This is a genomic window from Glaciimonas sp. PCH181, assembly GCF_003056055.1.
Lineage (GTDB): Bacteria > Pseudomonadota > Gammaproteobacteria > Burkholderiales > Burkholderiaceae_D > Glaciimonas.
On record NZ_PYFP01000002.1, the window covers coordinates 123816 to 147046 of the forward strand.

At 51.0% G+C, this 23231-nt stretch carries 17 protein-coding genes; 5 read left to right on the forward strand and 12 right to left on the reverse strand.

The window, feature by feature from the left end; translation table 11 throughout:
- Positions 1-149 precede the first annotated feature (149 nt).
- The 10 genes from C7W93_RS13645 to uraH all read right to left on the reverse strand — a co-directional run bounded on the left by C7W93_RS13645 (position 150) and on the right by uraH (position 14292).
- Positions 150-1103, reverse strand: coding sequence for an aldo/keto reductase (locus C7W93_RS13645; protein WP_108442116.1), 954 nt, complete (start codon positions 1101-1103; stop codon positions 150-152).
- A 223-nt stretch (positions 1104-1326) separates the two neighbouring features.
- The gene (typA, locus tag C7W93_RS13650) at positions 1327-3162 is read right to left on the reverse strand and encodes a translational GTPase TypA (RefSeq protein WP_108440758.1); all 1836 of its coding nucleotides are present in this window, start codon (positions 3160-3162) and stop codon (positions 1327-1329) included.
- Between the two features lie 254 nt (positions 3163-3416).
- Positions 3417-4385: a tRNA pseudouridine(55) synthase TruB gene (gene truB / locus C7W93_RS13655; RefSeq protein WP_108440759.1), complete on the reverse strand. Its 969-nt coding sequence runs from the start codon at positions 4383-4385 to the stop codon at positions 3417-3419.
- 155 nt (positions 4386-4540) lie between these two features.
- Entirely contained in the window at positions 4541-4930 is a 390-nt protein-coding gene (gene rbfA, locus C7W93_RS13660; protein ID WP_108440760.1) for a 30S ribosome-binding factor RbfA, read from the reverse strand.
- Between the two features lie 261 nt (positions 4931-5191).
- Positions 5192-8065, reverse strand: a complete 2874-nt coding sequence (gene infB, locus C7W93_RS13665) for a translation initiation factor IF-2 (protein WP_108440761.1) — start codon at positions 8063-8065, stop codon at positions 5192-5194.
- Between the two features lie 50 nt (positions 8066-8115).
- Positions 8116-9675 carry a transcription termination factor NusA gene (gene nusA / locus C7W93_RS13670; protein WP_108440762.1) on the reverse strand — a complete coding sequence of 520 codons (1560 nt, stop codon included), beginning with the start codon at positions 9673-9675 and terminating at the stop codon, positions 8116-8118.
- Positions 9672-10160 (reverse strand): ribosome maturation factor RimP, encoded by a 489-nt coding sequence (gene rimP / locus C7W93_RS13675; RefSeq protein WP_108440763.1) that lies wholly within the window; start codon positions 10158-10160, stop codon positions 9672-9674. Before rimP ends, nusA begins: the two co-directional genes overlap by 4 nt.
- Before the next feature lie 333 nt (positions 10161-10493).
- Complete coding sequence (gene rluB / locus C7W93_RS13680; RefSeq protein ID WP_108440764.1) at positions 10494-12518, reverse strand: 23S rRNA pseudouridine(2605) synthase RluB; 2025 nt, start codon at positions 12516-12518, stop codon at positions 10494-10496.
- Entirely contained in the window at positions 12505-13494 is a 990-nt protein-coding gene (gene scpB / locus C7W93_RS13685) for an SMC-Scp complex subunit ScpB (protein ID WP_108442117.1), read from the reverse strand. The genes rluB and scpB overlap by 14 nt, the downstream gene beginning before the upstream one ends.
- A 444-nt stretch (positions 13495-13938) precedes the next feature.
- Positions 13939-14292: a hydroxyisourate hydrolase gene (uraH, locus tag C7W93_RS13690; RefSeq protein WP_108440765.1), complete on the reverse strand. Its 354-nt coding sequence runs from the start codon at positions 14290-14292 to the stop codon at positions 13939-13941.
- Between the two features lie 246 nt (positions 14293-14538).
- Here uraH and puuE point away from each other — a divergent pair, with 246 nt between their 5' ends.
- From puuE to C7W93_RS13705, 3 genes are all read left to right on the forward strand, one after another.
- Complete coding sequence (gene puuE, locus C7W93_RS13695) at positions 14539-15486, forward strand: allantoinase PuuE (protein WP_108440766.1); 948 nt, start codon at positions 14539-14541, stop codon at positions 15484-15486.
- A gap of 302 nt (positions 15487-15788) precedes the next feature.
- Entirely contained in the window at positions 15789-16577 is a 789-nt protein-coding gene (locus C7W93_RS13700) for a class II aldolase/adducin family protein (protein ID WP_108440767.1), read from the forward strand.
- A gap of 44 nt (positions 16578-16621) precedes the next feature.
- Positions 16622-16804, forward strand: a complete 183-nt coding sequence (locus tag C7W93_RS13705; protein WP_108440768.1) for a 4-oxalocrotonate tautomerase — start codon at positions 16622-16624, stop codon at positions 16802-16804.
- 48 nt (positions 16805-16852) lie between these two features.
- On the opposite strand, the gene hutH is transcribed toward C7W93_RS13705, so the two are convergent.
- A complete protein-coding gene (gene hutH, locus C7W93_RS13710) occupies positions 16853-18478 on the reverse strand; it encodes a histidine ammonia-lyase (RefSeq protein WP_108440769.1) in 1626 nt (541 codons plus the stop codon).
- 173 nt (positions 18479-18651) lie between these two features.
- Positions 18652-19926: a urate hydroxylase PuuD gene (locus C7W93_RS13715; RefSeq protein ID WP_108440770.1), complete on the reverse strand. Its 1275-nt coding sequence runs from the start codon at positions 19924-19926 to the stop codon at positions 18652-18654.
- Positions 19927-20465: 539 nt separating this feature from the next.
- Here C7W93_RS13715 and C7W93_RS13720 point away from each other — a divergent pair.
- Together C7W93_RS13720 and C7W93_RS13725 are read left to right on the forward strand one after the other, a co-directional pair.
- The gene (locus tag C7W93_RS13720) at positions 20466-21404 is read left to right on the forward strand and encodes a LysR substrate-binding domain-containing protein (RefSeq protein WP_108440771.1); all 939 of its coding nucleotides are present in this window, start codon (positions 20466-20468) and stop codon (positions 21402-21404) included.
- A gap of 429 nt (positions 21405-21833) precedes the next feature.
- On the forward strand, positions 21834-23228 hold the full coding sequence (locus C7W93_RS13725; RefSeq protein WP_108440772.1) for a nucleobase:cation symporter-2 family protein: 1395 nt from the start codon (positions 21834-21836) through the stop codon (positions 23226-23228).
- The last annotated feature ends 3 nt before the right edge of the window (positions 23229-23231 follow it).

Here is a 23231-nt window from a genome sequence, read left to right on the forward strand (position 1 = left end):
CATAAAGAACGTTATTTTACGCTCATCAATTCAAAAAATAATTTCGTTTTAAATGCACACTTCCTCATGGCAATGCAACACGCTTTGGCACGGCGTCTTTGCTGCCATCTATGCAATCGCACGATCACAAGTACACCACGTCTTACCGCTTAGGTTTCCGCGCTGGCCTGATCCAATAGAGCTATGGCTGCTGCATCCAACGACAATCTGGTCGCTAATATCAAATCATCTACCTGCGCTAATGTGGTGGCGCTAACAATCGGCGCGGTGATGCTGGGGCGGGCGATTAACCAAGCCAATGCAACCTGAGTCGGCGTGGCGTTAAGCCGCAATGCGACGCTATCAAGCGCATCAAGTATGCGCAAGCCACGCGCATCCAGATAACGTTTTACGGCTTGCCCACGAGGACTTTTTCCAAGATCCTTTTCACTGCGATATTTTCCGCTTAAAAATCCACTGGCCAGTGCGTAATAGTTGATCACGCCGAGACCATGCTTTAACACAAAGGGTTCCATCGTTTGTTCGTATCCAGCACGCTCATATAAATTGTATTGCGGCTGTAACGACTGATAGCTTGGGTAGCCCTGCTGCTCACTTATCGTCACCGCTTCCAGCAGTCGCTCGGCGGAATAATTTGAAGCACCAATGACGCGTACCTTACCTTGTTCAACTAAACGCGCATACGCGCCTAAGGTTTCTGCCAACGGCGTTGAAGGATCATCCTCATGCGATTGATATAAGTCAATATAATCTGTATTTAAGCGGCGCAATGAGGCTTCGACCGCTTCCTGGATATAGGCTTTACTCAGTCCCTTTTTATCTTTTCCCATCTCCATACCGACCTTGGTCGCGATAATGACCTGCTCGCGCTTGCCACTGCGCTTAAGCCAGTTGCCGATAATAGTTTCGGACTCTCCACCATCATTACCGGGCACCCAACGCGAATACACATCTGCGGTATCAATAAAATTCAGCCCCGCATCGACCAACTTATCTAGCAAGGTGAATGCAGTTGGCGCATCGATAGTCCATCCAAATACATTCCCGCCAAATGTCAGAGGTGGAACTGCCAACGGGGAATTACCTAACTTTCGTGTAGTCATCGTCATGGCATCGCTCTTCGTTAAATAAAAACATTTAGTCTAACGTTATCCTAAAAATTTTGCCGAAGCTGCGCAAACCATACGTTCACTTCCCCCATTCCAGACGTAAAAAACCCGTCAAATCTGTATGGCGGTTAGCCTTACAAACTTAACGGGTTGATGTTACTAGTGCCACATTAACGCTGGCACATTATGTACCAGCTAAATGCGCTGCTTTAATATATTACGCGTCGCGAGAAGCTTTTTTGCGGTCATTCTCTTTCAAATAACGCTTACGCAAACGGATGCTTTTCGGTGTGATTTCGACAAGTTCGTCGTCTTCAATAAACTCAACCGCATATTCCAGAGACATCTGGATAGGCGTCACCAAACGCACCGCTTCATCCGTACCGGACGAACGCACGTTTGTCAGTTGTTTACCTTTGATCGGATTCACGACGAGATCGTTATCCCGTGAATGAATACCAATAATCATGCCTTCATACACTGGATCATTGTGGCTGACGAACATACGACCACGTTCCTGCAGTTTCCAGATAGCGTATGCAACAGCAGCGCCATCATCTTGAGAAACCAACACGCCATTGCGGCGACCGCCCAATTCACCCTTGCTATTGTCAACGGGGGCGTACTCGTCAAACACGTGGCTCATCAAGCCAGTACCGCGTGTCAATGTCATGAATTCGCCCTGGAAACCGATCAAGCCACGCGCAGGAATACGATATTCCAGACGTACACGACCTTTACCATCCGGTTCCATGTTTTGCAGATCACCACGACGACGACCCAACTCTTCCATGACGCCGCCTTGATTCGCTTCTTCGACATCGACTGTCAAATTCTCGAACGGCTCTTGACGTACACCGTCAACCATCTTGTACACAACGCGAGGACGCGAAACAGCAAGTTCGAAACCTTCACGACGCATGTTTTCGATCAAAATAGTCAGATGCAACTCACCACGGCCTGACACTTCGTATGTCGAATCATCGTTTTCAGCAGCAACTACGCGCAGGGCCATATTGCCCTTCAATTCGCGATCCAGACGGTCGCGGATTTGACGGGTAGTCACAAACTTGCCTTCACGACCGGCTAATGGCGAGTTGTTCACCATAAAGTTCATAGTCAGCGTTGGCTCATCGACTTTCAGCATAGGCAAGCCGTTCGGCGCATCTGGCGCGCAGATTGTCGTACCGATACCGATCTCTTCGATACCATTGATCAGAACGATGTCACCGGCCAGTGCTTCGTCAACCAGAACACGGTCCAAACCTTTAAAAGTCAGAACCTGGTTAATACGCGCTCTAACTGGTTTGTCATCAGGACCGTTCATGATAACAACATCTTGCAAGGCTTTAACACGGCCGCTCAAGATACGTCCAACGCCGATTTTACCGACATACGACGAGTATTCCAGCGAAGTAATTTGCAGTTGCAAAGGACCATCTGGATCATCTTCGCGCGCAGGAACGTGCTGCAATACAGCGTCAAACAACGGCGTCATATTACCTTCGCGGACATCCGAATCCAGGCTAGCGTAGCCATTCAATGCCGAAGCATAGACGATAGGGAAATCGAGTTGTTCTTCAGTCGCGCCCAACTTGTCGAATAGTTCGAAAGTTGCGTTGATGACCCACTCAGGGCGAGCACCCGGACGGTCGATCTTGTTCACTACAACGATAGGCTTCAGGCCAAGTTCCAGCGCTTTGCGTGTTACGAAGCGCGTTTGTGGCATTGGACCTTCAACTGCATCGACCAACAACAATACGCTATCAACCATCGACAGCACGCGTTCAACTTCGCCACCGAAGTCAGCATGGCCCGGGGTATCAACGATGTTGATATGGGTGCCGTTATATTCGACTGCGCAATTTTTTGACAGAATCGTGATACCACGTTCTTTTTCAATATCATTCGAATCCATCACGCGAGCATCGACGTGTTGGTTGTCGCGGAAAGTACCGGATTGACGCAAAAGTTGGTCGACCAAGGTAGTTTTGCCATGGTCGACGTGAGCAATGATGGCAATGTTGCGGATAGCGCGTTTTGTGTTTGACATATTGTTATGGATATAGAGGAATTCAGTAAGGAATTCGGTAATTAACGCAGCAAGTGCGCGGTAAAAGCCCGCGCAGTACAAACCCTGAGAGGCCTGGTAAATGCAGCGGAATTCGGAAGGCCGAGAATTATAACATGATGCAGTGCAAAAATCGCCAAAAACCCAGTAATTTCAAAGAGTTGAGGGGCGCAAGAACCCTATCATTGTTGGCACAAGACAACAGGAATACAAGGCAAATCACGCAGCCAGACTAGCTATTTTTTTGGCACTGTCGAAACGAGTCTTTCCGGCGCCAATACGCCGTAATCGTGTAACTGAGCCGTGCCAAGCAATTCACGCGGTACGCCGTCGCCGCCATCCGTGGTTTCGGCAGTTTGACGATATACCCGTACCCGGCCTATCGTGGTCGGAGGTGAGACCCCTTCCTTCACAAGCGTCAAGCGTTGGCCTTGCAAAAAACGTTGCGCTAAAGCTTCCGGCAAAACCACTTCAGGAAAAGATAACAAAAGACTATCAACGGAAGCTAACAATTCTGCACGCTCAGCTTCGGGTGTCGCTATTAACGTGTCTAACGTGATGCAATCGGCCAGCAGCAAATGCCCGACCTGGGTCCGTCGCAACGCCTGCAAATGTGCTCCACATCCGAGCGCCGCACCAATATCCTCGCCCAACACGCGAATATAGGTTCCTTTGCTGCACACCACGCGCACGGTCAGATAGGGGGCCTTATAGTCAACGTATTCAAGCAAATGTATCGTCACATCGCGCGCTTCACGCTCCAGCGTAATGCCAGCACGCGCATATTCGTACAATGGTTTGCCATCGCGCTTGAGCGCCGAATACATCGGCGGAACTTGTTTAATATCACCGCGAAATTGCGCTAGTACAGTATCAATCTGATCTTTTGTGATATCTACATCTCGAGTCTCGAGAATAGGCCCTTCTGTGTCGCCGGTGGCTGTAGTCAATCCGAGATGGATCACGGCCTGATAAGTCTTATCGGCATCAAGCAAATCCTGCGCAAACTTCGTCGCCTCGCCAAAACAGAGCGGCAACACCCCCGTCGCAAACGGATCTAGCGTGCCCGTATGTCCAGCTTTTGTGGCATTCATCAAGCGCTTGGCTTTGATTAAGGCATCATTACTCGACCAGCCCACTGCCTTATCCAGCAATAAAACACCGTTGAGAGGAACACGAATTTTTTTGGGCGAGAGTGACGCCATGGATAGAGTACTTTTGAGTGTGGCAATGGCAAACTTACTTGACGAAGCCGGATGAATTGAAAGACGCGGATAAATACATTGTCGATTAACTCGCCAGCTTATCAAGTGGCTTTGATGGTGTTTTGAACGGTAACTTAAGGCATCAGACGAACGATTTAATCCTCGCTATCGTCTTTGGCACGCGTCGCATTTGCCAAATCGATCAATTGCGACATATGCGCACCGCGAGCAGTCGAATTGTCATGATGAAAATGCAATGCCGGTAGCGTGTGAATCGTGAGACGCCGCCCTAGTTGGTTACGTAAAAAACCAGCCGCCTGCGTCAGGCCAGCGACGGTATTACGAATCGCCTCTAGATCGTCATTGAGCATCGTAAAAAAAACTTTTGCATGCGCATAATCAGGGGTCACTTGCACTTCAGTGATGGTGATCATGCCAACACGCGGATCTTTAAGTTCGAATACGATAATTTCCGACAAATCGCGCTGGATCTGATCGGCAACGCGCAGACCGCGTCCTGGGATGGATTTACTATGTTTAGCCATATCTTCTACTGAACCACATCTTTCACTAATTTGATAACAGAATTAGGACTTACGCAAAATTGTTCCGGAAATCCGTTTGCCAACACTCGCAGGTGAAGGCAATACAGATTGTGTTAGCCATGTGATAACCGTTACTGGAAATGCTTTGCGTAAGTCCTAAGAATACTGCAAAAGGAAATCGGGCATTACGCCCGATTTCCCCTGTTCATACCTGCTTTCATGTGCGCTCATCTGCACATGTCCGCATTATTTTTCTAACGATTACAGCGTCCGTGCAACTTCTTCGACTTCAAAGATTTCGAGTTGATCGCCTTCTTTGATATCATTAAAGTTTTTCAGCGTCAGACCGCACTCGAAGCCAAACTTGACTTCTTTAACGTCATCCTTGAAGCGCTTCAACGAATCCAGCTCGCCTGTCCACAAGACCACGCTATCGCGCAACAGTCGTACCGAAGCACCACGCTTGACCACACCTTCGAGGACATAACAACCTGCAATCGCACCAACTTTGCTGACCAGCAGAACTTGGCGAATTTCAACCAGACCCAGAGATTGCTCACGCTTCTCAGGTGACAACATACCGGACATCGCTGCCTTGATCTCATCTACAGCATCGTAAATGATGTTGTAGTAACGGAGATCGACGCCGTTAGCTTCAGCCATTTTGCGCGCCTGCGCATCAGCGCGGACGTTAAAGCCGATGATGACCGCTTTCGAGGCCAGCGCCAGATTGACGTCGGATTCGGTGATACCACCAACTGCGGCATGGACCACTTGAACCCGTACTTCGCTGGTCGACAGTTTTTGCAACGACTGTACCAATGCCTCTTGCGAGCCCTGGACGTCCGTCTTAATGATCATCGGCAGATTTTTGACTTCGCCTTCGGCCATTTGGTCAAACATGTTTTCCAGCTTGGCAGCTTGCTGTTTAGCCAGCTTAACGTCGCGGAATTTACCTTGACGGAACAGACCGATTTCACGCGCTTTGCGCTCATCGACCATAACCATGACTTCTTCACCAGCGACCGGCACTTCGGTCAAACCCTGAATTTCAACAGGGATAGAAGGACCAGCTTCGCTGATTGCCTTACCATTTTCATCCAGCATCGCACGGACACGTCCATACGCCGAACCGGCCAGAACCACGTCACCACGCTTCAATGTACCGGACTGCACCAATATAGTTGCAACTGGACCACGTCCTTTATCGAGTCGTGCTTCAACCACCAGACCACGTGCTGCTGTGGTGACCGGTGCTTTCAGTTCCAGCACTTCGGCCTGCAGCAATACTTGCTCCAGCAAGGCTTCAATGCCCTCACCGGTTTTAGCAGAAACACCTACAAACGGTGCATCGCCGCCGTACTCTTCAGGCACAACTTGTTCTGCGATTAATTCCTGCTTAACCCGATCCATATTGGCACCAGGTTTGTCGATCTTGGTGACAGCTACAACCAGTGGGACGCCAGCTGCTTTCGCATGGGCAATCGCCTCTTTCGTTTGCGGCATCACGCCATCATCACCGGCGACAACCAGAATGACGATATCAGTCGCTTTTGCACCACGTGCCCGCATTGCCGTAAATGCTTCATGGCCCGGCGTATCCAGGAATGTAATCATTCCGCCGGATGTTTCTACGTGATACGCCCCGATATGCTGGGTAATTCCGCCAGCCTCGCCAGATGCAACTTTAGAACGACGAATGTAATCCAGCAACGATGTTTTACCATGGTCGACGTGACCCATGACAGTCACTACCGGTGCGCGGGAGATCAATTCTGCATCGGCCTGCTCTTCGCCATCGACTAACAATGCTTCTGGATCGTCTTCCTTGGCAGCATGTGCGGTATGGCCCATTTCTTCCACCAAAATCATGGAAGTTTCCTGGTCCAGCACTTGATTGATGGTGACCATTTGGCCAAGCTTCATCAAATGCTTGATAACTTCCGATGCTTTAACCGCCATTTTATGGGCAAGTTCGGCAACGGTAATGGTCTCAGGAACATACACGTCCTTAACCACTGCTTCAGTCGGCACCTGGAAATTGGTTTCGTGATCATCACTATGTGAATTACGACGTCCTTTACCACCACTCCGCCAACCATCGCGACCGCCACCAGTGTTGCCACGGGTTTTGATGCCGGCACCGCGTTTTTTAGCATCATCCGACCAGGTCGAAGACACATTCGCAGATTTAATCGACTTCTTGTCGACGACAACTTTCTTATCGTCTTTTTTCTCACCAGGCTTTTTATCGGCAGGCTTGTGCAGTGTTCCTGCTGGCGCTGCTTTCGCAACCACCGGAGGAGCAACAGGCTCAGGTGCTTTGATGACGCGACGAGGCGCATTCATCATTGCCTTGATCTGGGCTACTTCATCTTGCACAGCTTTACGGGCACGCTCAGTCGCAGCTGCTTTTTCGGCAGCTTCCTTTGCGGCTTCCGCAACCTTTTTCTTAGTTTCTTCAGCAGCCACACGCTTCTTCTCTTCTTGTTCCGCGTGATCAGCAGTTTTCACTGGTGCGGCTGCCGGAGTTGAGGAGGCAACCGGTGCCGCAGCTGCAACAGCAGCTTTCTTGGCATCAATTTCAGCTTTCTTAGCTTCGCTTTCAACTTTTCTAGCTTCGCTCTCGGCTTTTTCGGCTGCTTTTGCCTGTGCTTCTTTTTCAGCTTCCAGCTTTGCCAGATGCTCTTGTTTTTCGCGCAATTCTGCTTCCTGACGGACCATTAATTCTGCTTGGCGACGCGCTTCTTCTGCACGACGGGCCAGTTCTGCTTCATCAACCACCAATGCCACCGGCTCGACTGCAACCTCTGACGTTTCCGCCGCAGGTTCGTCGCGCTGGACAAAAGTACGCTTCTTACGCACCTCAACCTGGATGGTGCGCGATTTTCCCGTCGCATCAGCCTGCTTGATTTCAGTGGTTTCCTTGCGGGTCAGCGTAATTTTCTTTTTCTCGCCATCGGTTACCGCGCCGTGCGAACGGCGTAGGTGTTCTAACAAACGATCCTTGTCTTCTTTTGACAAGGCATCGTCAGTCGAATCTTTTGGGACACCTGCTGAACGCAACTGCGCCAACAACAAATCTGCAGGCATCTTCAGCTCGGTGGCAAATTGGGCTACATTATTACTCGCCATTCAGTCCTCTTTTCTATGTGGCGCGGTAGACGACATTGGAACCTCGCGGATCACTTGACTTCCGCGGTATTCCATGCTTTAGCCTGTAAGGCTTTGGCACGATCATCGTACTTGGCATCGATAAGTTTCATCTCATCGTCGGTCACATCTTTAAATTCTTCTTTAATCAATTGACGGGCACGGTCAGTTGGCAAAGCCAGAATCGCACCAAATTCGTCATACGCAAGACCGGTAAACATTGCCAGAGTCTTGACACCCGCCAAGCCCAACTTACCGGCAACAACACGGTCCATGCCTTCAAAGTTGGCTAGCGCATCTTCCATGCCTTCCAGACCTTCTTCCGAAGCAATCGCTTCTGTCACCAATGCATCGCGTGCACGGTTACGTAACTCGTTGACAGTTTCTTCATCAAACGATTCGATTTCCAACATTTCGGTAATCGGCACGTAAGCGATTTCTTCCAGGCTGGCAAAGCCCTCTTCCACCAGAATGTCAGCAACTTCCTGATCGACATCCAGTTTTTCCATGAAGAGTGCGCGGATTGCGGCAGTTTCAACAGCTGACTTATCTGCAGATTCTTCTGCTGTCATGATGTTGATTTGCCAACCGGTCAACTCTGCTGCGAGGCGTACATTTTGACCGCCGCGACCAATTGCGATAGCCAAATTCTCAGCATCGACAACCACATCCATCGCGTGCTTTTCTTCATCGACGACGATAGACGAGACATTTGCCGGGGCCAGTGCGCCAATCACAAACTGCGCAGGATCTTCCGACCACAACACGATATCCACACGCTCGCCACCCAGTTCACCAGTAACTGCCTGTACACGTGAACCACGCATACCTACGCAAGTACCGATCGGGTCAATCCGCTTATCGCTTGTATAAACAGCAATCTTTGCACGCACACCAGGGTCACGCGCAGCCGATTTAACTTCTAGCGAACCTTGTTCAATTTCTGGAACTTCAAGCTCAAACAACTTCTTGATGAAATCCGGTGCGGTACGCGACAAAATGACTTGTGGGCCACGCGCATTCCGGTCGATTCGCAGAATAAAGGCACGAACACGGTCACCGATACGCAGATTTTCTTTAGGAATAGTCTGGTCGCGCGGCAGGCGTGCTTCAATTTTGCCGGACTCAACGATAGCGTCACCGCGTTCCATGCGCTTGATCGTACCCGTTACCAATGAATCGCCACGCTCAAGGAAGTCAGCCAGAATTTGTTCGCGTTCGGCGTCACGAATTCGTTGCAGGACTACCTGTTTAGTATCTTGGGCAAACCGACGACCAAACTCAACAGACTCGATTGGCTCTTCAATATGATCATCCACTTCGACATCGTCGATTTGTTCTTTTGCTTCAAACAGCAAAATTTCCTGATCAGGCAATTGCAGACCTGCTTCGTCCGGCACAACGTGCCAACGACGAAACGATTCAAATTCACCGGTTTCACGATCAATCGACACACGAATATCAACATCACCCTCATAACGCTTCTTGGTAGCCTGACCAAGTGCATGCTCGAGCGCGCCGAACACTACGTCTCGGTCGACGTTTTTCTCATGCGCGAGCGCATCGACCAACAATAAAATTTCGCGACTCATGCTTTGCGACTCCTAAAATTCACCTGCGGCACCAAGCGTGCCTTGTCGACATCAGCGAGCGTAAAATCCAGCAGCGCTGACGACCCATCGTTTGCTTCAAATTCAAGTTTCAGATTATCGCCATCCGGCGCCAGCAAAATACCTTGAAAGGTTTTTCTGTGCGCTGCACCGGGCATCGGCAAAAGCAACTTGATAATCACTTCTTTGCCAGTAAAACGCAGATAGTCGACGTATTTTTTTAACGGACGATCCAGCCCCGGAGATGACACTTCAAGCCGCTCATAGACAACATTCTCGACGGTCAGAACGTGCAGTAACTGATGCGTTACTTTTTCACAATCTTCTACCGTGATAGCGCCTTGCTCAGCATTTTCCATAGTAACGTCGATAAAAACGCGCAATAGACCACCCGCGGCTTTTTCGAGTTCTACGAGCTCATAATCCATGCCCACAACGGTTTTTTCAATCAGTTCCAGCAACTGCAAGGCGACTCTCCATTAAATAGCTACGCAACCATCATGCTAAAAAGCATGCAACAAATGTTTGGCAAAAAAAAAATGGGCATCAGCCCATCTTCTTATTACTTGTTATTGAAGCAGCCTTCCACGACAGCAATTGCGAAATGACTTTTGTTAACTGATAAAGTATAAGCGATTAGCACGGTTGCCGCAATGCGGAAACCGTCTTTTGTTGCAGCGACAAGTTTTAAATAACACATTAACCGTAACCGAATAACAACTTCTAACCGCAATCATCAGTATTACTTAGGGTCTGCCTGAATACCTATATGTCATCAGGCAGATGTAGTTCAAGCCAACCTAACGTGGTCGACGGCGCGGCAAGCCAGGCAAACCTTGATGCCCGGCAACAGGCGCTCTGCCGCCGGGACGCGCAGGACGCGTGTTGTTGCGTCGCTGCCCTGCATCCGGAAAGCCAAGCGCAGTTTGCAGAGGATCCGGCTGCCGACTACGCGGAGGCTGAGAACGTCCACCCGCGCCTTGACCTTGTCCCTGCCCTTGATTTGGACCGCGTCCCTGATTCTGGCGCGGCTGTCCGTAAGTTTGTCCCTGCCCTGGCCCTCTGCCTTGACCCGGATTTTGGGGATAGCTGCTGCTTGCACGATTGCCATTTGGCTCACGATCGCGCTCTCTTGGCTCATCACGACCTTTATTACCCGCACCCGGAGCTGCTATTTTTTCAAGACCATTGGCTGCCATCATTGCGCGCACAGCATGCTCGTCCAACTCTTCCCAACGACCACGTTTCAGGCCGCGAGGTAGCGTCATGGCACCGTAGCGCGTACGAATTAGTCGTGAAACAGTCAGACCAATTGCCTCAAACATACGACGCACTTCACGATTTCGACCTTCGCCAATCGTTACTCGATACCATTTATTGATACCCTCACCGCCGCCATCTGCAATTTTTGAAAATTGTGCAGTGCCATCGTCAAGCTCTACGCCAGCCAACAATTTCTGACGCATACCCTGTTCCAACTCACCCAGAGTACGTACTGCATACTCGCGATCAATGTTGTAACGCGGATGCATCAGTTTATTGGCTAAATCACCAGAAGTCGTGAACAGCAACAATCCCTCGGTATTAAAATCGAGGCGACCAACTGCCAGCCACTTGGCTGCTTTCATATTCGGCAAACGATCAAATACGGAAGGACGGCCATCCGGGTCGTTATGGCTAACAATTTCGCCCGACGGCTTGTGATATACCAACACGCGTGGTGGGCGCTTGGAAATCTTGCGTTGTAACAATTTGCCATTAATACGCACTTGATCGGTCGGCAAAATACGCTGACCAGTATGGGCCGGCTCACCATTTACCGATACACGGCCGGCAATAATCAACTCTTCCATATCGCGACGCGAACCCAGACCGACATCCGCCAGCACTTTATGCAATTTCGGTGCATCGTCTTCAGCTGTCAAATCGCGACGTACATTTTTTTGCGGGGCATTACGGCCACCTGCACGCTCACCGGCCTCATCTTCCGTCACCAAATCATCGAAATCTTCCGATGTCACAAACGAGAACATATCGTCTGCATCAGCGATCCGGGGAGCGCCCTGAGGGCCCTTCTGACCTGGACGAGCTGGTTGATTGTGCGGCTTTTTAGCCTGCTGCCGATCACGCGAATTCGTATTATTCAGACTATTGCCATTGCGACCATCACGCCCCGGTGTCCGACCTTCGTTACGACCACCTGGGCGCCCATTGCGCTCGTTATGGTCAGTACGCGGCGTACTCACTGGCACAACAGTCGTATCGCGATTGCCATTTGGCTCGGAAGCCTCAGCGCCCTCAACCGCTACAACTGCTTGCGCAGGGGCAACCGACGGCGCTTGAGATGCCAACTCTTGAGCACGTGCAGCGCGATTGCTACGCAATGCACGGGGACCGCGAACACCACGGCGAACCGGCTTTTCTGCTGCAGAACTCGCTTCAGTCGCACCGCCTGCTGGCGCATCTATCGATGATATCGGGGCGGCTGAAGCTGCCTCAGCGACCGGCTCAAATACTGGCGTAGTCTTGGCTCTTGGCTTGGTAGTGCGTTTTTTTGGTGCAACAGGAGCAGCCGTTTCAGGCGCCACCTCAATCACTAGCTCTTTTGCCGCAGGCTTCTTGCGCGGCGCACGTTTGACCGGCTCCTTGGCAACAGCCGACTCGGCAACGCTGGCTTCTTTAACGCTTGCCTGCACCGCCGATGGCGTTTCGACCGGGGCGACCGGAGCAACTTTACGGGCTCTCGGTTTTCTGGCCGGCTTCGACTCGGGGGTGTTTGCAGCGGCGTCGACTATCGGCGCGTCATTGGAACTAGGTGGATTCATTATTTAGATCGTAGTTGTGCGGACCGAGCTTGACATCATCAGCTGATTCAGGCGTAGGGTCGTTGGTAAAAACTTCATTCGGTGCAACTGACAATTCAGCCGGCTGTGTGTGCGCAAGTTCATCTGACATGACATCCATGTCGCCCACCGCATGCTCAGGAGTTGCTTCTGGTATTTCTAGTGTTGGTGCGTGTGCCGCCATTTTTTCGCTAGTTGCCTGAACCGGGTCTTCAACCGGGGCAGATAAATCACTGTGTTCGGTGCCGTCATTAATATTGCTAACCTCTGCCTCATTCCTGGCTTCGGCCTCATCCGGTATAGCAGCATCTGCGGTCGTCTCGCTATCCTGACTGACAACAGCTTCGCGATCTGCCGCGAGACTTGCTTCAATATCGGCTTCCAATGCCTGCAATTCAAGCAACGTACCTTCTTGCATATCGTTTTTAGCGACTTGCTGTAACGGCGGCAACTGGTCCAACGACGTTAATCCAAGATCATCTAAAAACTGTTTGGTAGTAGCAAATAGTCCTGGCCGACCCGGCACATCACGGTAACCAATGGCTTCGATCCAGCCGCGCTCTTCGAGCATCTTAATAGTTTGCGAATTGACAGTTACGCCGCGAATTTCTTCGATATCACCGCGGGTCACAGGCTGACGATAGGCAATAATCGCGAGAGTTTCAAGGGCGGCACGTGAATATTTCGGTGGTTTTTCCGGATTCATGCGCTCCAGATACATCTTCATCTCTGGTCGGCTTTGAAAACGCCAGCCTGTCGACAGACAAACAACCTCAATGCCTTTATCCACCCAGTCGGTGCGCAGTTCTTCCAGCATCAATTTGATCGTTGTCGCGTCGACTTCACCTTCAACGCCGTCATGCGCCACATAGAGTTTCTTTAAGTCGTTAATCGACAACGGCTCATGGGCACAGAGTAGCGCTGTTTCGAGGACTTTCTTAGCCTCAACAATATCCATGTACGACGTATTTATTAAAATTTTATTAAAAATGTGCGGAAAGTAGGTCCAACATCGGCATTGTGCCGTCTGCGACCTGATCAAATTGAAACGCATTGATACTGCTGTCCGACGCCCGTCAGAGGAGGTGCAAAATTGGGCGGGACCAGAAGACTTGGCGGTGAGGCGAGGTTATCGTCTACATGCGCCGGTCTACTCTTTTCTTTCGGTGTAATCGGCAATTTAAGAAGCAGCCAGACTATTTTGCAAAAGATATTGCGCAGAGTTTAACACAAGCTTTTGCAACGGATATATCGAATTTTTGACGGTGTTGGTTATTTACCGCTTCCCAAGGCCGAGTGGCCTAGGGGGAAGATATCAGAAAGAACTGATCGACAGGGGCAATATTAATGCCCATACCGCCGCACGTCCAATCTTGAACGTACCAAATATATTGCCAATTAACTAACTGCCGCGATAAGTCGAATAGGACCATGGCGATACAACTAAAGGAACGTGGTAATTCTGCCCCGCATCCGCAATGCCGAACGCAAGAATGACCTCATCCACAAAACGCGGCGCAGGAACCACCACCCCTTGCGCGGCGAAATAGTCGCCCGCTGAAAAAACCAACTCATATTGCCCTGCCTGCATTTCCTCACCCTGCAACAATGGCACATCACAGCGACCATCGGCATTTGTCACCACATTTTTCAACAGCGTTTTGCCGTTAGCATTAACCCGGTGCAGTGAGATTTTCACCCCAACGCCAGGCTTTCCCTGCGTGATGTCCAACACATGCGTACTTAGCTTCCCCATTATTTTTCCTTATATCGACATTGAGAGGCGATTTCTGATCAAATCATATACCGCAGAATGCAGGTCAATATATTATCCGGCATATATTAATCATGACATCAGGCACCATAATCCAAGCATCATCCATAAGGATCAGTCACGCGTTTGCATTCGGAAGCCAGTTTATCCGGCCGCAATCACCGACGCTGCGGCAGAATTTGCGCAGGTTCTTACACGCACATCAAATAAGAGATATAAAACTACGCCATGAACAAGCCTAACAATTATCCGCGCGATCTGGTCGGCTACGGCCGTACCCCTCCCCATCCACATTGGCCCGATCAAGCCCGTGTCGCCTTGCAGTTTGTACTCAATTACGAAGAAGGCAGCGAAAACTGCGTGCTGGACGGCGATGCCGGCTCCGAAACCTTTTTATCTGAAATCGTTGGCGCACAAAGCTTCCCAGCCCGCCATATGAGTATGGAATCGTTATACGAATACGGCTCACGCGCAGGCCTGTGGCGTTTGCTGCGCCTGTTTGAAGAGCGCAAATTGCCGCTAACGGTATTTGGCGTAGCACGCGCCTTGCAACGCAATCTGGAAGCTACGGCAGCCTTCCAGCAACTCGGCCACGAAATTGCCTGTCATGGTTTGCGCTGGATCAGCTATCAAAATATCGACGAAACCACCGAACGCGCCCACATCGCAGAAGCCGTCAGCATTATCAAAGACCTGACCGGCAGCGCGCCGCAGGGTTGGTACACCGGCCGCGATTCCCCTAATACCCGCAGACTAGTCATGGAACATGGCGGCTTTAGCTATGACGCCGACAATTACGGCGATGATCTGCCGTTCTGGCAGCAAGTCACTATTAATGATCCAAACGGCGCAACCAGCACTAAACCGCAACTGATCATTCCGTACACCCTAGACACCAACGATATGCGTTTTGCCGCACCACAGGGGTTTAACTCTGGCACGCAGTTTTTCGACTACCTGAAAGATGCTTTCGACGTCCTCTATCAAGAAGGCGATCCGCAGGGATTAAATCAGCCAAAAATGCTGTCCATCGGTTTGCATTGCCGCATGGTTGGTCGTCCAGCCCGGGCTGCAGCGTTAGCGCGCTTTCTAGACTATGTTCAGTCGCATGACCGGGTCTGGATTGCGCGCCGTATCGACATTGCGAATCACTGGCGCGCTACTCACCCATTCTGATAGATTTCCGACCGATCCAGACAGCTCACAACTTAACTGTATGGCTTATACAGCGCGATTGCTGCACTGATGAACACATCATCCGCGAGTCGTTAAAACGCAACACCACATCAATGGGTTATGACTATAATCGAGCGAAACGCAGTGCGCTTTACACGTTTATGTGCCACACAAAATCACAGCGGGATGCCGTCAGTTCTGCTATGTACCTGAACTTGCATTAGTCCGAAAGTCAAACGCCAGGCGTCCCACAGGATTACGACAATCCTACCGGAACGCCGCATAAAATAAGCGGCACTTTTATGGAAGCACATTTCGCCCATCACCACATCAAAGGCACGCCCTCCAAACCCGCGCTGCCGATCAGTCGCGCCGAATGGAAAGTGCGGGTTGATCTGGCGGCCTGTTATCGGCTGTGCGCTCTCAACGGTTGGGACGATACGATTTATACCCATATTTCGGCAACAGTGCCGGATCAGCCCGGCCATTTTTTACTCAATCCCTTCGGCTATCGCTTTGATGAAGTATGCGCGACGAATCTGGTGAAAATCGATTTGCAAGGCAACGTTCTCGAAGGCAGTAAATATCGTGTGAATGTCAGCGGTTTCGCGATTCATGCGGCCGTGCACATGGCGCGGCCTGATGCCGTTTGCGTCATGCATCTGCATAACGTCGATGCCATTGCGGTAAGCGCTCAGACCGAAGGCTTGCTACCGCTATCGCAACATGCTTTGCGTTTTTATGAGCAAATTGGTTACCACGATTACTCAGGTCTGACGCTAACACCGTCCGAACAAATACAACTAATCACGCAACTGGGGCAACACCCGGCAATGCTATTACGCAATCATGGCAGTCTGGTTTGTGGTCGCACGGTGGCTGAAGCATTTGTGCTGATGGATACGCTAGACAAAGCCTGCGCGATACAACTCAAGGCGCAAGCAGCAAACGGTCGACTGAGCATGCCATCTGTTGCGATTTGCCGCCAAACCCGTGACCAATTGATCGGCGATGGCAGCCCGGAAGGCGTGCTGGAATGGCCTGCTTTGCTACGTAAATTGAACGCACTAGATCCAACTTATCAAACTTAACCGACAGTACAACTGATAGTCGTACTACACACTGAAGGAACAACATGCCAACATTTAATATTCAATTGTTTGAAGGTCGCAGCATCGAAGAAAAACGTGCGCTGGTCGTCGCCATTACCGAAGCCACGTGCAAAACATTAGCGTGTAGCCCAGCATCGGTCGACATCATTATTCAGGATGTCAAACGCGAAAATTGGGCGACCGCTGGCAAACTCTGGTCGGACTAAATTAAAAAGCGCACAGCCCTTTAAAAGACTGTGCGCCGATTTCAAACACTATACAAATTCACCAATTTTAGCCGCCACCGCGTCGCGTACCGAACCGCTCACCACAAACGACTGCGCCATCAAAATGTCATCATGGAACCAGCGATCGCCATCCAGACACGCCGGAATCTGGCGACGAATTTCATCGTAGGCGGCTTGCGTTCCTTGACCCAGCACGAACTCTGGCAATAATGCTTCGGTCATCGTCAATGCTTGCGCTGCCAGCAACATTTCTACGCCGATAATGTACTGGGTATTCGCCACCACCGTCGCTGCCTTGCGCGCACACCAGGTCGAGTTGGAGACGTGATCTTCGCTGTTGCCCTTGGCTGGAATGCTATCGACGCTGCCCGGCATGCACAATGTGCGGTTTTCCATCACCAGCGAACTTAGCGAACACTGCACCACCGGATAACCGGTGTTGACGCCGCGCACGCCGCTCATCAAATTGCGCGGCAAGCCCCATGACAGGGTCGGATCGATCAAACGCGCCACGCGACGTTCGCAAATACTGCCCAGGTCGGTGATCGCCATCGCCATCAAATCCATCGCCTGTGCCAAATATTGGCCGTGGAAATTGCCGCCGGAAATGATCTCGAAACCGCCGCCATCCTTGCCGAAAATCAACGGATTATCGGTCGCCGAATTGATCTCTTTATCGACGATATTGTCGATGTAATCGAGTGCGTCGAAGACCGGGCCATACACTTGCGGCGCGCAACGCAACGAATACACATCCTGAATCCGGGGGCTGTAAGGAATATCGGTACGACGTGATTCTTCCGGAAACTGCACTGCACGGGCGGCATGCGTGGTGCGGGTCGAGCCTTTGAGTAATTTGCGTACGACCGCCGCCGTTTTGATCTGACCGGCGTGCGGACGGGCTTGCTGAATCCGCGGATCAAAGGCCGCCATCTCGGCCCGCATCGCTTCCAGCGTCAGGCCCAGCGACAAACACGCATCGGTCAGCAAATTGCGAGCGTCGTGCGCGACAAGCACCGCAACCGCAAGCGAGGCCGTGCAACCATTGATCAGCGCCGATGCATCTTTAGCCTGCAAATCGAATTTCACCGGACTGATCCCCGCCTTCGTAATCGCGGCGGGCGCGTGCATGCGCTGGCCCTGATACATGACTTCGGCCTCATCAAACCCGGCAATCGCGGCGGCCAGATACGACAACGGCGCCAGATCGCCGGAGGCACCGACCGAACCTTTTTGCGGCATGATCGGATGAATCCCGGCGTTCAGAAACGCCAGCAACCGGTCCACCACTTCAACCCGCGGCGCGGAGTAATTACTGGCAAACGCATTGGCGCGCAGCAACATTGTGGCGCGGCTGACTTCTTCGGAAAATGGCTCGCCAATACCGGCGCAATGGGCCTTGATCAATTGCGTCTGAAACAGCGCAATGTGTTCGACCTTGATCCGCGTATCTTTGAGCAAACCGACGCCGGTATTAAAGCTGTACATCATCGGCGCATCGTCATGCATCCAGGTCGACTCAATATAATCGCGGCTTTCTTTCAATGCAGCGCGGGAAGAGTCTGCCAGCGTGACGCTGACATGCGGTGCACGGGCGACGCTCATAACCTGCGCTGCGGTGAGAGTAAAGCCATCAATGGTGAGAGTTGTCATAGTAACTTTCAATAGTGGGTTATTTCAGCACGCGACCAGACAACAGGAAGCCAGCGACGTCACCGTCGCTGTAGCCCTGATTTCTATGCTGTGTGATATTTAGAGAGAGAGATTGACGCAGCGCTAAACTGCGATCGCCAAGTCATGACTGCATCATTACCTGGCCTCAACGCTTACTTGGCGCCAGCCTGATACCACGTACCGATCATTGCGCGTTCTTCGTCGGTAATGTGCGTCAAATTAGCTAGCGGCATGGCTTTTAACTGCACCGCTTGCTGATAAATCCTGAAAGCATTCTGACGAATCAACTCCGGCGTCTGCAACATGACGCCCGCCGGTGCTGTCGCAAAGCCGGGCTGCGTCGGTTGCGCCGAGTGACAAGTAGCGCAACGCTGCGTAATAATCGCCTGTATATGTTCCATATCTGCTACCGGAACGTTCGACGCTGCCGCCGGCGTTATCGCACCAGTAACCTGTGCTATCGGTGCAGTTGGCGTCGCCACTGCTACCGCAGCAGCCGGCATTGGACGTGGTGCAATCGCAATCGCCACCGCGATCAATAAGGCAAGACCGGCAGCGGGATAACCCCACGACACACGACCAGCATGGCGTAGATTGAAAAAGTGACGAATCAGCGCACCAGCGGCGATAATCGCTGCCAGTATCAACCAGTTATAAGCATGGCTATACGTCATTGCGTAATGATTGCTGATCATGATGAACAGCACCGGCAATGTGAAATAGTTGTTGTGTACGCTGCGTTGCTTGGCTTTTTTGCCGTAAATCGGATCAGGCGATTTTCCGACGCGCATGGCTTCCACCAATTTGCGTTGACCGGGAATAATTACCATCAGCACATTCCCCACCATCATCGTGCCCATCATCGCGCCGACGTGGATATAAGCAGCGCGACCGCTCAATAAATGGCTCAGAACATACGCCGCCGCGACGATAAACAGATACATGACGATGCCGAACAAGCCGTCGCGTTTACCCAAAGGCGAGCGGCACAGCAAATCGTAGACCGTCCAGCCAACGACCAACGTACCCAGACCAACGCCGATGGCTTGCCATGAACTAAGGTCGGCGACTTCTTTATTAATCATCATCGCCGAGGCGTTGAAATAATAAACGATGAACAGCATCGCAAAGCCGCTCAGCCAGGTCGCGTAAGCTTCCCATTTAAACCAGTGCAACTCCTCCGGCAATTCCGCAGGGGCGACAAGATACTTTTGCGGATTGTAAAAGCCGCCGCCATGCACCGCCCACAACTCACCGGATACACCTTTATTCGCCAGATCAGAACCCGGCTTCGGCGGACGTATCGAATTATCCAGCCATACAAAGTAAAAGGAGGCACCGATCCACGCAATACCGGTGATCAGATGCAGCCAGCGCACCAGTAAATTAAGCCATTCAACTCCATACGACACCAACATTGCATCCATGTCTTCCTCACGATTTACACTCGTCCGCCACTGCGGGCACTGCAGACGAGAGAGGGACACCCCCTCAAACCAGGCCGCGAACTTAATAATTGCTAGCTAATTCCTAGCAATTACAGCTCCGCTACGACCACGATGACTTGCGTTTTACAACTTGCGCTGACGCTTATTTAACTACTCTTTTCAGCAACTTTTCCACACTGTATTGTGCGCCGCAATATGTACTTTACGTTAACCCAGTCACATTCTTTTTGCCGAAGCTGCTCTAGCCCTGAAGTGCTGCAAATGCACAACACTCCGACGCAGATTGCCGCGGATTCATGAAAGATAAACGGGTTCGGCTTTAAAAATATTGAATTTGACGTATATTTGACATACGTATATTCATATACAAATGCGAATATACGATACCTAATAATAAAGAAAATGTATTTCTAACAGCACTAGTTACATTCCGCCGAAAGCCCAGGCACTGCAATTCATTCTGGTAAAGCAGTCGTGGAACAAGGATGTAGACATAGCGCGATATCACCGGAGACACCATGTCCAAACTTCCCGACCATCTCGATATTCATCTGATCCGTATCCTCTATCTGTTACTCTGCGAAAAAAACGTATCGCGCGTAGCGCTAAAGCTGAATCAGCCGCAACCATCGATTTCAGCATCGTTGCGCAAATTGCGCGAGCTGACCGGCGATCCGCTGTTGGTACGCGGCGCACGCGGAATGGTACCGACGCAGCACGGTGAAAGTCTGCTGAAACCCGCCAAACGCATACTGGATGAGACAGAACGTCTATTCGTCCACAAGACCGCATTTGTACCGCAAGACGAAGCGCGGACCTTTCACATCGCCGCCCCGGATTACATGAACACGCCATTTTTTCTGGAAGTCGTCTCCAGAATGCGTCGAGAATCCCCAAAAAGCCGCATCGTCATTCACGCCCTTGGGCCAGAAACCGACTACGTGCGCCTGCTATCCGACGGCGACCTCGATCTGGTCATTGCCAACTGGGATGAACCGCCGCAACATTTACATTTATCCAAATTATTTGACGATCCCATCGTTTGCCTGATGCGTGCCGACAGCGCGTATGCCAAACGCACCGCGCCAGATGCCATGACGGTGGAAGATTATCTGAGTCTGCCACACGTTGCCCCATGGCAAGTATTACCTGGCTATCACGGCATCATCGATTCTTTTCTTGATCGCCAAAATATGCGCCGCAACGTCGTAGTCGAATCCGCCTATTTCGGCATGCTGCCATATATGGCAGCGCAAACCGATCTGGTGCTGACCACAGGCCGACAATTTGCCCAGTTTTATGAGAAAAATCTCGCCCTAAAAAGCTTTACGCTGCCCATTAAATTTCCCCCAATGCGTTTTTATCAACTGTGGCACGAACGCGTGCATCAGGCGACCGAACATAAATGGCTGCGTGAACAGGTTAACCAGGTCGCTAAATCCATGCTCATCAAATAAATCAAAAAAGCCGACTTGCAAGTACAAGTCGGCTTGATCCCGTGCATGACATAACGGAATTCAATCAATATCGATGCGATCACCCAAGCGCAAGATTACACTCTGCATGGCGCGCTCAGCTCACATAAATAGACGCTAATAGCGATAGACGCATTTCGGCCCCATATATTCACATACTGAAATCAACTATCAATTCCTGCGTATATCACACTCGAAGGAACCCTATAGTATCGGACCACACAATAAGCGCAGCATCGCCGATAACAACAAAGCCATCCGGCAATTACTTGGCGTGAATCTTGCAACACCTTTTGCAACACTTTTTGCAGCGTCGTTTGCAACGTACTTTGCATTATGTTTTGCAGCATTCTTGCACTATTTGTGTACCACAAAACAAACTCAAAAAAATCCGAGAACCTGGAGACAACCATGACCACTACCACCGATCCTGTAGACGAAAAACTGCCGATAAGCAAACTCACCGCACTCGGCATGCAGCACGTGCTGGTCATGTACGCGGGCGCGATTGCGGTGCCATTGATAGTCGGCGGCGCGCTCCATCTGGCCAAAAGTGATATCGCCTTTCTGATCAGCGCCGACCTTTTTTGCTGCGGACTGGTGACGCTGATTCAAAGTCTTGGTTTCTGGAAATTCGGTATCAGAATGCCGGTAATGATGGGCGTCACCTTCGCGGCTGTGGGGCCCATGGTCGCCATGGCAGGCAATCCCGACCTCAGCATCGTGCACATTTACGGTGCGGTGATCGTCTCCGGCTTCTTTTGTATGTTCGCAGCGCCCTACATGAGTCGCATGATGCGATTTTTCCCGCCAGTCGTGACCGGCACCGTGATTACCGTTATCGGGATTTCGCTAATGGGGATCGGTATAAACTGGGCGGCGGGCGGCCAACCTGTAATCGGCAAACTGGTCGACGGCGTCTTTATCAAAATCCCCAATCCCGACTACGGCTCACCGACTAGTCTGGGAATTGCGCTGATTGTCTTAGTCTCGATTCTGCTCATCACAAAATACCTCAAAGGTTTTATCGCCAATATTTCAGTCCTGATCGGCATGGTTATCGGCTTTTTAATCGCCTTAACGATGGGAAAAATCAGCTTTTATGGTCTGGGCGATGCAGACTGGTTCGCGCTGATTAAGCCATTTCACTATGGCTGGCCAAAATTCGATCTTGGCTCCATCATCAGCCTGTGTCTGGTCATGATCGTCACCATGATTGAATCCACCGGAATGTTCATTGCGCTGGGTGAGATCGTTGGCAAAAAAGTCGACGACAAAACCTTAGCGCGTGGCTTGCGTGTAGATGGTCTTGGTTCCATCATTGGCGGTATTTTCAACACTTTTCCCTATACTTCGTTCTCTCAAAATATCGGTCTGGTCGGCGTCACTGGCGTGCGTAGTCGCTATGTCTGCGCTGCCGCTGGCGTGATTCTGATGGCATTCGGTCTATTCCCAAAAATGGCGAGCGTCGCAGCTTCGATTCCACAATTTGTCCTTGGCGGCGCTGGTTTGGTAATGTTCGGCATGGTGGCTGCAACCGGTATCAAGATTCTTGCCAAAGTCGATTTCGTCGGCAATCGGAATAATCTGTTCATCGTCGCCGTCAGTATTGGCGCAGGCATGATCCCCATCGTCGCCCCCACCTTTTTCAACCAAATGCCCGCCTTTTTATCCACGATTCTGCACAGCGGTATCCTGCTGGCATCCGCCATGGCAGTATTGTTAAATCTATTCTTTAATGGTGCAGGCAATGCAAACAGCGCCCGCGACTATGCTGTGGCAGCTGCGCAAAGTTCGGATCATTAAACC

Excerpts from the sequence above, each read along its gene's own strand:
- rbfA (WP_108440760.1), bottom strand. The coding sequence starts at position 4,930 with ATGGCTAAACATAGTAAATCCATCCCAGGACGCGGTCTGCGCGTTGCC.
- nusA (WP_108440762.1), bottom strand. The coding sequence starts at position 9,675 with ATGAGTCGCGAAATTTTATTGTTGGTCGATGCGCTCGCGCATGAGAAA.
- infB (WP_108440761.1), bottom strand. The coding sequence starts at position 8,065 with ATGGCGAGTAATAATGTAGCCCAATTTGCCACCGAGCTGAAGATGCCT.
- C7W93_RS13720 (WP_108440771.1), top strand. The coding sequence starts at position 20,466 with ATGTCCAAACTTCCCGACCATCTCGATATTCATCTGATCCGTATCCTC.
- typA (WP_108440758.1), bottom strand. The coding sequence starts at position 3,162 with ATGTCAAACACAAAACGCGCTATCCGCAACATTGCCATCATTGCTCAC.
- C7W93_RS13715 (WP_108440770.1), bottom strand. The coding sequence starts at position 19,926 with ATGGATGCAATGTTGGTGTCGTATGGAGTTGAATGGCTTAATTTACTG.
- truB (WP_108440759.1), bottom strand. The coding sequence starts at position 4,385 with ATGGCGTCACTCTCGCCCAAAAAAATTCGTGTTCCTCTCAACGGTGTT.
- uraH (WP_108440765.1), bottom strand. The coding sequence starts at position 14,292 with ATGGGGAAGCTAAGTACGCATGTGTTGGACATCACGCAGGGAAAGCCT.
- C7W93_RS13700 (WP_108440767.1), top strand. The coding sequence starts at position 15,789 with ATGGAAGCACATTTCGCCCATCACCACATCAAAGGCACGCCCTCCAAA.
- scpB (WP_108442117.1), bottom strand. The coding sequence starts at position 13,494 with ATGGATATTGTTGAGGCTAAGAAAGTCCTCGAAACAGCGCTACTCTGT.
- C7W93_RS13705 (WP_108440768.1), top strand. The coding sequence starts at position 16,622 with ATGCCAACATTTAATATTCAATTGTTTGAAGGTCGCAGCATCGAAGAA.
- C7W93_RS13725 (WP_108440772.1), top strand. The coding sequence starts at position 21,834 with ATGACCACTACCACCGATCCTGTAGACGAAAAACTGCCGATAAGCAAA.
- C7W93_RS13645 (WP_108442116.1), bottom strand. The coding sequence starts at position 1,103 with ATGACTACACGAAAGTTAGGTAATTCCCCGTTGGCAGTTCCACCTCTG.
- puuE (WP_108440766.1), top strand. The coding sequence starts at position 14,539 with ATGAACAAGCCTAACAATTATCCGCGCGATCTGGTCGGCTACGGCCGT.
- rluB (WP_108440764.1), bottom strand. The coding sequence starts at position 12,518 with ATGAATCCACCTAGTTCCAATGACGCGCCGATAGTCGACGCCGCTGCA.
- hutH (WP_108440769.1), bottom strand. The coding sequence starts at position 18,478 with ATGACAACTCTCACCATTGATGGCTTTACTCTCACCGCAGCGCAGGTT.